Here is a 14,254-nt window from a genome sequence, read left to right as displayed (position 1 = left end):
CAGGGTTTCAGTTATATCTTGCGTAAGTCCTAAGTTAGTTAATCTCAGCTAGATACTGAGACTGAACACTAATCCAATCTAGTAAAATCGGATTCACTAACTCAGGGGCTTCATCTTGAGGGCAATGTCCGACATTTTCTAGAGGAATAAACTTTTGTACTTGGGGAAAATTGGCTAACTCTCTACCTAAATCAACAGGTTCCCAAGGGTCAGCCGTTCCCCATAAAATAATTGCTGGACAAGGTAATATAGGTAGTAAATCTTCCGGTAAAGGGCCACTAGAATAAGTAGTAAAGGCTAAGAAAACATCAGCCGCACCAGTATCTTTTGCTGGTGTCATTAAAATATCAACTAATTCATCTGTGACTGCGTCTGGGTTAGTGTATGCTTGTAACAGAATTTTTTTGACTGTTTGGGGTTTCGCTAACTGACTAAAAAAGAAATTGCCTACAGATTTAATAGCTAAAAAGTTTTGCAAAATCGGCGCACCAAAACGTTTTATCCAAGGTAAATTTAGACGTTTACGATCATGTAATAACCGCAAAGAACAATTTAAAAAAGCCGTTCCTAAAGTCATATCTGGATTAATTATTGCTGCTTGCATGGCAACAATACAACCAATGGAATTTCCGATTAAAAATGCAGGTTCACCTACTACTTCTCGACAAAAATCCGCTATTTGTTGTCCCCAGGTTTCCATGGTGTAGGTAATTTTTTCCCCTGGTTTGGGTTTAGCTGAACCGCCAAAACCAATTAAATCAATGGCATAAACTCGACAGTTTGCGGCTAAAGGGTGAATATTTTTGCGCCAGTGTCCCCAGGATGCACCAAATCCATGTATGAGAATTACAGCCGGGCCTGTATTGCCTTGAGTTTGGTAACAAATAGGAAAATCTTGCCAATGCCAGATTTTTGTAGAATTAAAGGAGTTTGTAGTAGTTTGCATGGGAAATATTATTTTGATAAGTACCTGAGCAAAATTAATTTAACATTTTTGTGCAGGACTACTTAAATGAAAGTCTAATTTCACTGAAGGCTCTAGAGGGGGTTTATAACCGCCCGATTAACTTTAATAATTATCAACCAAAACTCAATCAACCAAAGATTTTTTTAACTGTTAATTCCAAATTTATATTTTCTAAAATTGGTAATTTATCATCACCTTCATATATTTCTATTTTTTGTCCAGGAAATACAGCTAATAAACTTTCTTCTTCTGGATTTAATAACCGACCTAATTCAGTTCCGTGACGGAATGTAATAATTTAGTTAATACTTTTTTCTGTGGTTGTTCAGGAGAAAGAATCTCTATTACCCAATCAGGATGAATTTCAAAGCGGTTAGCAATTCTCCCAGATTCAGTTTTGGGAATTCTTTCCCACCGGAACACTGCAATATCAGGCACAATGGTACTACCACCAAAAGTACAGCGTAGTTCTGGGAAGGCTATGGCAATTTTTTGACTTCTAGTTAGTCCATTGATAACTTCAATAAAAGTAGTCTGAATTAAACTGTGTTCACCTTGTGGCATGGGTTTTTGCAGGATTTCTCCGTTAATAAATTCTGATGCTGGTTTAGTTTCTGGTAATTTGAGAAAATCCTCTAGTGTAATCTGGTGTTCAGTAGCTATAGTCATAGTTGGTAAGTAGAAAGCATAGTTTTATTATATAGCAAGATCCCCGACTTCTTAGAGAAGTCGGGGATCTAAATCTTACAATGTTCACAAATAATGATAATTTTGAAGAATATAGGAGGTGGGGATTTTCCCACCTTTAATAATCATGAACCAAAACTTAACTAACCCAAAATTTTTTTATTTTATTGATTTTGGTTATTGGTTTTGGACTGAATCACACGGTCAAGATATGGACAATTTTTAACATCAATGTACTTACTTATTCTTATATTCGCTCAAAAATACTGTTATCATACGTATATGATGAAATTATCATTCCGCTAAAGTAAATCTAGGAGGATGAAATTTCCATAGCTCAAAATATTCAAACTTGAGACTTTAATGGGGTACAAAGGGTGTATAGTATGAATAGTAAGCGGTCTACAAAGAAATACCAAGCCGATCCAGCATCTCCACAACAGCCAGAAAAAGAAAAAGAATTATTTCCCATTGTCGGGATTGGTGCTTCTGCGGGTGGTTTAGAGGCATTTACCCAACTATTAAGCCATTTACCAACAGATACTGGTATGGGATTTGTGCTAATACAGCATTTAAGTCCAAGCCAAAAAAGTATGTTGCCCGATATTCTTTGCCACACCACTACAATGCCTGTAACTGAGGCACAGGAAGGGGTGAAAGTACAACCGAATCATGTTTATGTGATTCCGTCCAATGTCACCATGACCTTAAATCAAGGAGTGCTGCAATTAAAACCCCTTGAAAAAACTCGCGGTTTGGCACTGACTATTAATAGTTTCCTATTGTCTTTAGCAGATGATTTAGGCAGTAAAGCCATTGGCGTGGTGCTGTCGGGGGCTAATGAAGATGGTACAAGGGGTTTAGAAACCATCAAAGGTGCAGGAGGTGTTACCTTTGCCCAAGCTGAAGAACCGGGAATGGTTAGTATCATGCCAAATACTGCTATTGCTTCTGGTTATGTAGACTTTATCCTCACTCCCCAACAAATTGCTGAGAAACTAGCACACATTAGCTCTCATCCCTACATTCATGAATTAGAAACGGTTGCAGTAACTGAAGTTATGCCAGAGGAAACAAATCCTTTACTAAAGATTTTTAGTCTGCTACGGGCGGCTACTGGTGTTGATTTTACCTATTATAAGCATACGACTTTGAAGCGGCGAATTCAGCGCCGGATGATGTTATATAAATTAGATCGGCTAGAAGATTATGTTAATTATCTACAAACTCATCCCCTTGAAGTCGCCGCATTATATCAAGATGTATTAATTACTGTCACCAGTTTTTTCCGAGATCCAGAAGCATTTGAAAATTTAAAAACTAAAATATTTCCTATTATTACTAAACAACGTCAAACTGATGATCCTATCCGCGTATGGGTAGCAGGATGTTCCAGCGGTGAAGAAGCCTATTCTATTGCCATCTGTTTACTAGAATTTTTAACAAATCAGGGCATTAATATCCCCATCCAGATTTTTGCGACGGATCTAAGTGAGATAGCCATTGAAAAAGCTAGAATCGGCATTTACAAGCCTAGTGAAATAGCAAATATTTCTCCAGAACGATTGCAACTTTTCTTTGTGCCAGTGGAAAATGGCTACCAGATTAGCAAATCAGTACGAGAACTGTGTGTTTTTGCTAGACATAATCTCATTAGTGATCCGCCTTTTTCCCGGTTGGATCTAATTAGTTGCCGCAATGTTCTCATTTATTTGGGTGCGGCTGTCCAAAAGAAAATTATGGCTATGTTCCATTATGGGCTTAAATCTATCGGCTTCTTGATGTTAGGTACATCGGAAACTGTAGGGGAATTGTATGATTTATTTACTACATTAGATAAAAAATACAAAATTTATGCCAGAAAAATGTCATCTGCTACAGAAAATATTGAGCTAATTACCACTAACTATCCCATGGAAACTATCAAACCACAAATACAATTAAATGATCCTGCTTGGAATGATGTGGAAATGGAAAAACAGGCTGACAGAATTGTGCTAAACCAATTTTCGCCAGTCGGTGTAATCATTGACAATGATTTGGAAATTTTACAATTCCGGGGTCAAACAAGTCCCTATTTGCAACCAGCACCGGGTAGACCCAGTTTTAATTTGCTGAAAATGGCAAAGGAAGAATTGCGGTTAGATTTGCGTACCTGCATCCATCAAGCTAAAAAAGACCGGATGGCAACGAAAAAAGAAGGGATACAAATCAAAGAAGAAAACCAAGTTAGACTGATAGAAATTGATGTAATTCCCTTGCAACATGATGGTATTAGGGGAGAAGATTTATTTTTGGTTTTGTTTATGGAATCATCCCCCGCAATTACCTCTGTACCGGCACAAACGAGGGGTTTTAAATCTGAACAGAGGCAAAAAAATAATTATCAAAAGGATATTGCTGCTCTACAACAGGAATTAAAAACTACTAAAGATTATCTACAATCAATTATTGAGGAACAGCAAGCTTCTAATCAAGATTTGAGAGTAGCAAATGAGGAAATACTTTCTAGTAATGAAGAGTTGCAAAGTACCAATGAAGAATTACAAACAGCTAAGGAAGAAATTCAGGCTACTAATGAAGAGTTAAATACTATTAATGATGAACTACAACGGCGGAATGTTGAATCTAATCAGGTAAGTAATGATTTACAAAATCTGCTGAGTAGTATTAATATTGCTATCCTGATGTTAGGTGGTGATTTAAAAATTCGCCGCTTTACTCCAGTAGCGGGGTTTATATTTAATTTGATTCCTTCCGATGTCGGCAGACTATTAAGTGATATTAAACACAGATTAAATATACCAGATTTAGAAGCACAAATTTTAGAAGTAATTAGCACTCTGAATTTTAAAACTCAGGAAGTGCAAGACCAGGATGGTCATTGGTATGATTTACGCATTCGACCCTATCGGACGATAGATAATAAAATTGATGGTGCTGTGGTAGTTTTAGTTGATATTGATGAACTCAAACATAGTACCGATCAACTCAGGGCATCCCGTAATTATGCAGAAGCAATTGTAGATACTGTCCGCCAATCTTTAGTAGTACTGAATACAGATTTACGGGTGGTTACGGCTAATCAATTTTTCTACGACACATTTAGGGTGGTGCGAGAAGAAACAGAAAATCAACTGATTTATGAAATCGGTAATGGACAGTGGGATATTGATCAATTGCGATCGCTCTTAGAAGATATTATTGCCCATCAAACTCAATTTCAAGATGTGGAAGTTGAGCATAATTTTGAGCAAATCGGCTACAAAGTTATGTGTCTCAATGCTCGGAAAATGCCACAAATAGAAGATGATTCCCTGATTTTACTAGTAATTGAGGATATTACTCAACAAAAGCAGTTTGAAGCAGAACGGATTCAACTCCTAGAACAGGAACAGTTGGCGCGGACTGCCGCAGAAAGAGCTAACCGCGCCAAAGATGAGTTTTTATCTATTCTCTCTCACGAATTGCGAAACCCCCTCAATTCTCTGTTAGGGTGGTCGAGGTTATTGAGCTTGAAGAAGCTGGATGAGGCGAAAACTCAACAGGCACTGGAAGCAATTCAACGCGCTGCCCAGGCTCAAAACCTGTTAATTATGGATTTATTGGATGTTTCCCGAATTAGCACTGGTAGTTTGCGTTTGGATGCCGAGCCAATTAAGCTGATTCCTGTGATTTCGGCAGCTATAGACGTGGTGCATTTGTCCGCAGAAACAAAAAATATTCAAATTGAATCAAGACTCAATCCCGATCCCAAAACTTTAGTCGGAGATCCGATCCGTTTGCAACAGGTGGTTTGGAATTTACTTTCTAACTCGATTAAATTTACTCCCCCAGGCGGGAGAATTAATGTCAGTTTAGATTACAGTGATTTTCAAGCTGAGATTCAAGTTAAGGACACGGGTAAAGGTATTAGCCCTGATTTTCTCCCCTATGTATTTGAACGCTTCCGTCAAGCTGATGGCAGCAGAACCAAGTCAAATCCTGGTTTGGGGCTAGGGCTGGCCATAGTGCGTCACTTGGTAGAACTTCATGGTGGTACAATGGCAGTTAGCAGTCCAGGTGAGGGTCAAGGCGCAACTTTTACAGTTAGGCTACCTCTGCAAACTCACCTGAAAGCGAGTGATATAGCCGCCATAGAACCTGTTACTCTTCCTACTCCCCCTACCACCCTCGCTCTCTCTCCCTCCTACCCATCTTTAGCAGGTGTGCGGGTGGTGATTGTAGATGATGAACCGGATATCCGTCAATTATTCCGACTAACCCTGGAGGAATGCGGTGCCGAAGTGACAGAGGCTGAATCTGTGAGGGAGACTTTATCAATATTTAGAGATCACCCTGGTGGCTACGACGTACTTATATCTGATATTGGTCTACCAGAGGAAGATGGTTATATGCTGATTCGTCAGATCCGGGAGCTAAGTCCCGAAGCCGGTGGGCAAATTCCGGCTGCTGCACTGACTGCTTATACTGGAGAAGCGGAGGAAACAGCAGCTTTAGCGGCAGGATTTCAAGTACATATTGCCAAACCCATAGAACCGGATCAATTGATATCTATAGTTGCTTCTTTGGTTGAAAAGTAAGTTGGTTAGCAAAACTGTATAAGGAGTATAAAGAAAAGTAAACAAGGCTAAAATCGGTTTTCCTCGCGGCTTCTGCCTTCCGCCTTTTTTGCTAAATTTAGATCCCAAAGAACCTAACTAGACACAGATAGTCACTCTACTGCTATCTTAAATTGAAGGCAATTGCAACTTTTTTGATAAAGCGGAACTTCATGGGAACGAATTACCGACGGGTTTTACTGAAACTGAGCGGTGAGGCCTTAATGGGCAATCTGGGCTACGGAATTGATCCAGAAGTGGTCGAACAAATAGCCCAGGAAATAGGAGAGGTGATCGCCACTGGCGTGCAGGTGGCCATCGTGGTTGGCGGTGGCAATATTTTTCGCGGTGTTCAGGCAGCATCAAGGGGCATGGATCGGGCAACGGCTGACTATATCGGTATGATTGCCACAGTGATGAACGCCATGACCTTGCAAGACTCTTTAGAACGTATGGGAGTACAGACAAGAGTACAAACAGCGATCGCTATGCAAGAACTAGCAGAACCCTATATTCGCCGTCGTGCCATTCGTCATCTAGAAAAAGGACGGGTGGTAATTTTTGGTGCTGGTTCTGGCAATCCTTTCTTTACCACAGATACGACTGCGGCCTTAAGAGCAGCAGAAATTGAAGCAGAAGTGATTTTCAAAGCTACTAAAGTAGACGGCATTTACGATGCTGACCCGAAACTTCATCCTAATGCCAAGCGTTTTTCTACTCTTACCTACGCCCACGTTTTGGCTAAAGATTTGCGAGTCATGGATAGTACCGCAATTGCCTTGTGTAAAGAAAACAATCTCCCTATTCTAGTATTTGACCTAACGGTGCGAGGTAATATCCGCCGAGCAGTCATGGGAGAATCAATTGGCACGCTTGTGGGAGGTTCTTGTGACATTAGCTGAAGCTGAAAGTACGATGCAAAAAACCGTTGAGTCCACTCAACGAGCTTTTAATACTATTCGCACTGGTCGCGCTAACGCGAGTTTATTAGATAAGGTACAAGTAGAGTATTACGGTACACCAACATCTTTAAAATCTCTGGCAAACATTAGCACACCAGATTCTTCAACCATCCTAATTCAGCCCTATGATAAGGGCAGCTTGAACATCATTGAAAAAGCCATTTCTATGTCTGATGTGGGTTTAACACCCAGTAACGATGGTGTTGTGATTCGGTTGAATATTCCGCCTTTAACCAGCGATCGCCGTAAGGAATTTGTCAAACTTGCGGCCAAGTATGCAGAAGAAGGTCGTGTAGCAATTCGCAATATCCGCCGAGATGCCATCGAATCTATTCGCAAACAGGAAAAAAGTTCGGAAATCTCTGAAGATGAAGCACGAGATCAACAGGACAAACTCCAAAAACTAACCAACAAGTACACCACTAAAATAGACGAATTACTGGCAGATAAGGAAAAAGATATCTCTACTGTGTAATTTGTAAAAGGCAAGAGGCAAGAGGCAAGAGGCAAGAGGGAAAAATTTTCTCATCACCAATGCCCCATGCCCCATGCCCAATCACTAAATTATATTTACGAAAAATTTACAAAAAATCATAACCCCTTATATATACTGAAGAATCAAAGAATTAAAATCAAAACCAGAAATTCAGCCATTATGTACGACTGTATTATCGTTGGTGCTGGACCTGCAGGTGGAACAGCAGCATATCATCTAGCCAAAAAAGGGCGTTCGGTCTTAGTCTTAGAAAAAGAATCCTTACCCAGATATAAGCCTTGTGGTGGTGGTGTGTCACCTAGCGTAGCTCAATGGTTTGACTTTGATTTTAGCCCCGCTATTTCCGTCAAAGCTGACTCTCTGCGCTTTACCTGGAAATTAGGCGACCCCGTAGAGGCGAAGATTGAAACTAAAGAACCCGTTTGGATGGTGCGGCGAGATGTTTTTGATCATTTCTTGATTCAACAAGCACAAAGCCAAGGGGCTGAACTACGAGATAATACAGAAGTCACAGGTATAGAATTTAAAACAGATTATTGGCAAGTCAACACAGCTAATGGACCAGTTACAGGTCGCTATCTTATAGGTGCGGACGGTGCGAAAGGTCAAATGGCTAAATGGTTAGGTTTTAAAGAGCGCAAACGTCGGTTAGCAGGAGCATTAGAAGCAGAAGTTCCCGCCACCGTAGAGCAAAAAACCACAATTCATTTTGAATTTGGCCTAGTCAAAAATGGCTATATTTGGAACTTCCCCAAGGCTGACAGCTATTCCATTGGTGTAGGAACTTTCATTGGTGGCGAACCCCAAGACTTTAAGAAGATTTTAGATGAATACGCTAAATCCTTTAATGTAGATGTCAAAAATAGTAAACAATATGGTCATCCTCTATGTATTTGGGATGGCAACCAAACACTACACACCCAAAATGCTGTTTTAGCTGGAGAAGCGGCTTGTTTGGTAGACCCCTTTACCGCCGAAGGTATTCGTCCTTCCATTTTTAGCGGTGTTCTAGCCGCAGGATTTATTAATGATGCTTTAAGTGGTGATATTAACGCCTTAGCAAACTATAGCGATGCCATTAACGAACAATGGGGAACCGATATGGCTTGGGCGCAAAAAATAGCAGGAGCATTTTATCGCTTCCCTGGTATCGGCTACAAAGTCGGCGTTAAACGCCCCTCTGGCGCTCAAATCATGGGTAAAATCCTCTGTGGTGAGTTGCGTTATGGCGATGTCGCCGGTCGTGCCTTGAAGCGGTTAATTCCTGGTTTTAGTTGATTTTAGAAGGCAAGAGTCAAGAGGCAGTAGGGGCGAAGGTCCCTTCGCCCGTACAGGAGTCAACAGTCATCATTCTCTTCAGAAGATTCATCAAGATGATCTTCCTGATCATGACCCCATTGATCTAAGACATCTTTAATTAAAACTTCTTGTAGCCAAATTTTGGCTACAACAGTGAGAGGCAATGCCAAAAATAATCCTAAAAAGCCGAAAAATGTGACAAAAAATAATTGAGAAACTAGGGTGACGGCAGGTAGTAAAGATACTTGATGTGCCATAACTACAGGTGTAATGAAATTACTTTCACACTGTTGAATAAAAAAGTAAAGAATAAACACCGCAACGGCTTTCCAGGGGTTATCTAAAAGAGCGATCGCCATGGCTGGAACTACACTCATAGTTGGCCCCAAATTAGGAATTAAATTCATAAATCCTGCTAAAACTCCTAAAGCCAGTGCTGCTTTTACTTGTAAAATTGATAAACCTAGCAAACTCATCAATCCGACGGCAAAAACACCTATTGCTGCACCTGTCACCCACCCTTCTAAAGAAACTTCGCATTGTTGTAAAATCCCTGTTACCCGTTGCCGATAAAAAGAGGGAAATATGCGAACAAATACTTTTTGATAAGCATCTGGATTAACTAAAAACATTCCTGTTAAAACCAGGACTAATAAAATTTTGAGAATGGCTTCTAAAGAACCAGAAACAAAGGCAAAAGAGTTACCTAATAGGCGATTAACTAGGGGTTGTGCTTGTTGAATTAAACTATTTATATCTGGTATATAGGGTAATAATTGGGGAGGAATATTGTTTCTTTGTGCATTAATCCAAGTATTAAAACGTTCAAATCCTTGGGGAACTTTAAAGGTCAGTTCATGAAATTGTTGGATAAAAGGTGGGACAATTAACCAGAAAAAACAGATTACACCGGCAAAGAAAATTCCTACAGATAATAAAACTGCTAATCCTCTTTTTATCCCCAACCTTTGGAACTGTAGCGCTAACCGATTTAAAGTCGTTGCTAACACAACAGCAGCAAATATTAGTAGCAAAACGTCACGCAGTTGCCACAATATATATAAAGATATAACTAAAGCAATTAAACCTATCCATTGACCAAGATTCACAAGTAAAACTCCCAACTTGGTAAGATGCTGTATTGATTAGGACTTAGGGAATACATAACTGTAACTCTTATTCTTGCGTAGGGGTAATTCATGAATTACCCCTACTTTCATTCCCTTTTGCGTAAGTCGTGCTAAGGACAATAATTATTTAGACTAACCTACTTAGATTAGCCCATTTTCTCTACACTACTACAGCACGGCGTAAATAAAACAACCATTCTCAATCACTAAAAAGCTTACGCCATATTATTTTTGATTTTTGACTTTTGACTTCCGCCTTGCGGTACTACCTATATTTTTTTGTTAATTTTGTTGTTGTTTAGGGATGCGCCATAGCAGCAGAATGGCCATAATTACAGTTGGTGATACAACCATAATGAGCACGTTTGTCACCGTTGGGGGAATCCACAGAGGATCAGCAGACTTAATAAATACGGATACCAAGGCGGAAAATGAGAGTAGCTTCAACAAAAATCCCAGTTGACTGGCCATAAAAGTACGGGAAGACGAATAATTTTTTCGGTATCTACTAATTTAGACTTTATCCTCTAGTTTCTACAATAGAGTTTAGATACAAAACTTTACAATAAGCAGTTAGTAATTTTTAGCATTACTACACAAGAGGTGAAATTATGCCCGTAGAAACTAATAATAATAATAAGATGAAACAGCCGAAAATTAGACAATTCGGCGGCGGGTTGCTGATTTTGTTGACTTTTTTGTTATTACTCAACTTGATAGTTCCCAGTTTTTTGGGAACTCGATTGCAGCAAGTTCCCTATAGTGATTTTATTAATCAGGTAAAAGCAGGTAAAGTGGATAAAGCGATTGTGGGGGGCGATCGCATTGAATATGCTATAAAAACTAAAACTGCCGATGGTAAAACCGTTGAACAGGTATTTCGGACTACACCCGTGGCCATTGATTTAGATTTACCCAAAATTCTCCGGGATAATAATGTTGAATTTGCCGCACCACCACCAGATGAAAATGCTTGGATTGGTACTATATTAAGTTGGGTCGCACCGCCATTAATTTTCTTTGGAATTTGGGCATTTTTAATGAGTCGTCAAGGTGGTGGACCAGCAGCATTAACAGTAGGTAAAAGCAAAGCGCGGATTTATTCTGAAGGTAGCACGGGGGTAAAATTCCCTGATGTTGCGGGTGTGGATGAGGCCAAAGCAGAATTAGAAGAAATAGTTGACTTCCTGAAAAATGCCAGCAAATACACAACTTTAGGGGCAAAAATTCCCAAAGGTGTATTATTAGTTGGACCTCCTGGTACTGGTAAAACATTACTAGCAAAAGCGATCGCTGGTGAAGCGGGTGTTCCCTTTTTCAGTATTTCCGGTTCGGAATTTATCGAATTATTTGTTGGTGTTGGTGCTGCACGAGTTCGAGATTTATTTGAACAAGCCAAACAACAAGCACCTTGTATTGTCTTCATTGATGAATTAGACGCTTTAGGTAAATCTCGCGGTGGTCCTGGTGGTTTTGTTGGTGGTAACGATGAACGGGAACAAACATTAAACCAATTACTCACAGAAATGGATGGTTTTGATGCTAACACCGGTGTAATTATCATCGCTGCTACCAACCGTCCTGAAGTTCTCGATCCTGCTTTACGTCGTCCTGGTCGTTTTGATCGGCAAATTGTGGTAGATAGACCTGATAAAATTGGTCGGGAAGCAATTCTTAATGTTCACGCCAGAAATGTCAAATTATCAGAAGATGTAGACTTAGGAATTATTGCCACTCGTACCCCTGGTTTTGCCGGTGCAGATTTAGCTAACCTAGTTAATGAAGCCGCATTATTAGCAGCCAGAAATAATCGCCAAGCGGTTTTTATGGCAGATTTTAATGAAGCCATTGAACGTCTGATTGCAGGTTTAGAAAAACGTTCTCGCGTGTTAAATGAACTAGAGAAAAAGACCGTTGCTTATCACGAAGTTGGACACGCCATTATTGGTGCATTAATGCCCGGTTCTGGTAAAGTTGAAAAAATTTCCGTTGTTCCTCGCGGTGTAGGTGCTTTGGGTTATACAATCCAAATGCCAGAAGAAGATCGCTTTTTAATGATAGAAGATGAAATTCGCGGTCGCATTGCGATTTTATTGGGAGGACGTTCTGCGGAGGAAATTGTTTTTGGTAAGGTTTCTACCGGTGCTGCTGATGATATTCAAAAGGCGACGGATTTAGCAGAAAGAACTGTAACAATTTATGGCATGAGTGATAAACTCGGTCCAGTAGCTTTTGAGAAAATTCAACAGCAATTTATTGAAGGTTATGGAAATCCCCGTCGTGCTATCAGTCCCCAAATAGCGGAAGATATTGATCACGAAGTTCAGCAAATAGTCGAAAATGCTCATCATATTGCTTTAACTATTTTGCAAAATAACCGGGATTTATTAGAAGAAATTGCCCAGGAATTATTGCAAAAGGAAATTCTCGAAGGTGGTTATTTACGAGAAAGATTAACTCAAGCCAAAGCACCTGATGAAATGGCGGAATGGTTGCGAACTGGTAAGTTAGATGGTGATCAACCTTTGCTGCAAACTTTGTTAGTTTAGTGTGGAATAAATGGAGGGGTTTAGCGCATTACTTATTAGTGCCAACTTAACATAAAATCCATAAACAGACTGGGAATTAATTCCCAGTCTCATAACAGAAGTGATCTGAAGATGACTAAAAATTCTTGCTTTTGCTGACTGCTGAATACTTACGTAAATTTTTTTTAACATTTTGGTTAGATATGGAAAAATGAAAATAGTATATGTTATGAATATTATTAGTCTGTCTGTCAATTTCCCAAAAATGTAAAAAATCAAAATACAATAATTAACCAACTAAGAGGAAATTCTATGTTACAAACTATTCAAGGAATCTATAAAAATGGTAAGATAGAACTTTCTGAAATACCAGAGGGAATTATTGAAAGCTGTGTTTTCGTAACTTTTTTACCAACTAAACCTACTACTTGGCCGGAAATAATAATGCAGCATCAAGGTACAGAAGAAAATATCATCTTTGAATCCTATCGAGATGAATTATCACCACCGACAGAAATAGAATTTTAATTAATAATTAAATTTTAATTTATGGGTTATTTATTGGATACTTGTGTAGTTAGTGACTTTGTTAAAGGTGAAAAAAATACACTAACTAAAATTAAATCTATTTTTCCTAGTGATATTTTTGTTTCATCATTAACAGTTATGGAAATTAAATATGGTTTAGCAATTAATCCAGGTAAAGCAGTAAAAATCAAGCCTCTCATTGAGACATTCCTATCATTAGCTACAGTTTTAAATTTTAGTTCACAAGAAGCAGAAAAAGCAGCAGAAATTAGAAGCATTCTTAAAGTTTCAGGTTCTCCTATTGGTGCTTATGATGTACTTATTGCAGCAACAGCATTAAGTCATAATCTGATCATTGTCACGGCTAATATACGAGAATTTCAACGAGTACCTAATTTACAAATCGAAAATTGGCGGGTTTCAGAGTCGGGGATCTGAGTTTGATTATTTGTCTGATAGCGTAGCGTGGCGTTAGCCATATCAGGATATCCAGGATTTGAGGATTTACAGAATAATGTAGGGGCGAAGCATTCGGATGATAGTCTTGGGTAAACACCGATAATTAATTGTCCGAATGCTTCGCCCTTACTCTGGTCTAAAGACATGAAAACTACTGTAATCTCTATAAACAGGAGGGGTTAGCACTGCTAAACCCCTACATTTTTGATTTTTAATCAATTGGAATTTAGGTTATTTTTTAAATAAAAAGTTTTTAAAAACTAAATATTAAGATCCCCGACTTCTTTTTTTATCTTGTTCATAGATGATGAACTGATGTTAGAAGTCGGGGATCTGAGTTTGATTAATTCCAATCTAAACAGATCGGTAAAGGGGGTTCACCCTCCCTGTTGTTGGGGGCGGGTATACCAAGTTTCCATTAATTCCAATCTAAACAGATCGGGAAAGAGTTTGTCTAAGGAGCGTTACCCAGTAAAGGTTTCAGCCACCAATTCAACGCATCTCTAAAAAACAGTATATTCATCGCCAAAAAAAACGTCAAGTACATAGCCCAAACCCTTACCTAGTAAACATTCCACACACCTCAAGGAAAAATAT

10 protein-coding genes and 1 pseudogene are annotated in these 14,254 nt (G+C 39.1%); 7 read left to right on the top strand and 4 right to left on the bottom strand.

The window, feature by feature from the left end:
* Positions 1–34 precede the first annotated feature (34 nt).
* Complete coding sequence (locus tag CUN59_RS14780; RefSeq protein WP_104388562.1) at positions 35–946, bottom strand: alpha/beta fold hydrolase; 912 nt, start codon at positions 944–946, stop codon at positions 35–37.
* A gap of 148 nt (positions 947–1,094) precedes the next feature.
* Positions 1,095–1,636: pseudogene (locus CUN59_RS14775) on the bottom strand (Uma2 family endonuclease).
* A 404-nt stretch (positions 1,637–2,040) separates the two neighbouring features.
* Between CUN59_RS14775 and CUN59_RS14770 the strand changes: the two are divergent.
* The 4 genes from CUN59_RS14770 (at position 2,041) to CUN59_RS14755 (ending at position 8,991) form a co-directional block, all read left to right on the top strand.
* Positions 2,041–6,237 (top strand): CheR family methyltransferase, encoded by a 4,197-nt coding sequence (locus tag CUN59_RS14770; protein WP_104388561.1) that lies wholly within the window; start codon positions 2,041–2,043, stop codon positions 6,235–6,237.
* 191 nt (positions 6,238–6,428) lie between these two features.
* A complete protein-coding gene (gene pyrH, locus CUN59_RS14765) occupies positions 6,429–7,157 on the top strand; it encodes a UMP kinase (protein ID WP_104388560.1) in 729 nt (242 codons plus the stop codon).
* Positions 7,144–7,692 carry a ribosome recycling factor gene (frr, locus tag CUN59_RS14760; RefSeq protein WP_104388559.1) on the top strand — a complete coding sequence of 183 codons (549 nt, stop codon included), beginning with the start codon at positions 7,144–7,146 and terminating at the stop codon, positions 7,690–7,692. Before pyrH ends, frr begins: the two co-directional genes overlap by 14 nt.
* A gap of 180 nt (positions 7,693–7,872) precedes the next feature.
* Positions 7,873–8,991: a geranylgeranyl reductase family protein gene (locus CUN59_RS14755; protein ID WP_104388563.1), complete on the top strand. Its 1,119-nt coding sequence runs from the start codon at positions 7,873–7,875 to the stop codon at positions 8,989–8,991.
* 59 nt (positions 8,992–9,050) lie between these two features.
* On the opposite strand, the gene CUN59_RS14750 is transcribed toward CUN59_RS14755, so the two are convergent.
* Both CUN59_RS14750 and CUN59_RS14745 read right to left on the bottom strand, forming a co-directional pair.
* Positions 9,051–10,121 carry an AI-2E family transporter gene (locus CUN59_RS14750; RefSeq protein ID WP_104388558.1) on the bottom strand — a complete coding sequence of 357 codons (1,071 nt, stop codon included), beginning with the start codon at positions 10,119–10,121 and terminating at the stop codon, positions 9,051–9,053.
* Between the two features lie 303 nt (positions 10,122–10,424).
* The gene (locus CUN59_RS14745; protein WP_104388557.1) at positions 10,425–10,613 is read right to left on the bottom strand and encodes a hypothetical protein; all 189 of its coding nucleotides are present in this window, start codon (positions 10,611–10,613) and stop codon (positions 10,425–10,427) included.
* A 140-nt stretch (positions 10,614–10,753) separates the two neighbouring features.
* Between CUN59_RS14745 and ftsH the strand changes: the two genes are divergently transcribed.
* The 3 genes from ftsH to CUN59_RS14730 all read left to right on the top strand — a co-directional run bounded on the left by ftsH (position 10,754) and on the right by CUN59_RS14730 (position 13,636).
* The gene (gene ftsH / locus CUN59_RS14740; RefSeq protein ID WP_104388556.1) at positions 10,754–12,691 is read left to right on the top strand and encodes an ATP-dependent zinc metalloprotease FtsH; all 1,938 of its coding nucleotides are present in this window, start codon (positions 10,754–10,756) and stop codon (positions 12,689–12,691) included.
* Positions 12,692–12,982: 291 nt separating this feature from the next.
* Positions 12,983–13,198, top strand: coding sequence for a hypothetical protein (locus CUN59_RS14735; protein ID WP_104388555.1), 216 nt, complete (start codon positions 12,983–12,985; stop codon positions 13,196–13,198).
* A 21-nt stretch (positions 13,199–13,219) separates the two neighbouring features.
* Complete coding sequence (locus CUN59_RS14730) at positions 13,220–13,636, top strand: type II toxin-antitoxin system VapC family toxin (protein ID WP_104388554.1); 417 nt, start codon at positions 13,220–13,222, stop codon at positions 13,634–13,636.
* Positions 13,637–14,254: the final 618 nt, after the last annotated feature.

The sequence above is a fragment of the Cuspidothrix issatschenkoi CHARLIE-1 genome (assembly GCF_002934005.1).
Classification (GTDB): Bacteria; Cyanobacteriota; Cyanobacteriia; order Cyanobacteriales; family Nostocaceae; genus Cuspidothrix; species Cuspidothrix issatschenkoi.
The sequence above is the reverse complement of the archived record's forward strand: the minus strand, read 5'-3'. Positions and strand labels throughout refer to the sequence as shown.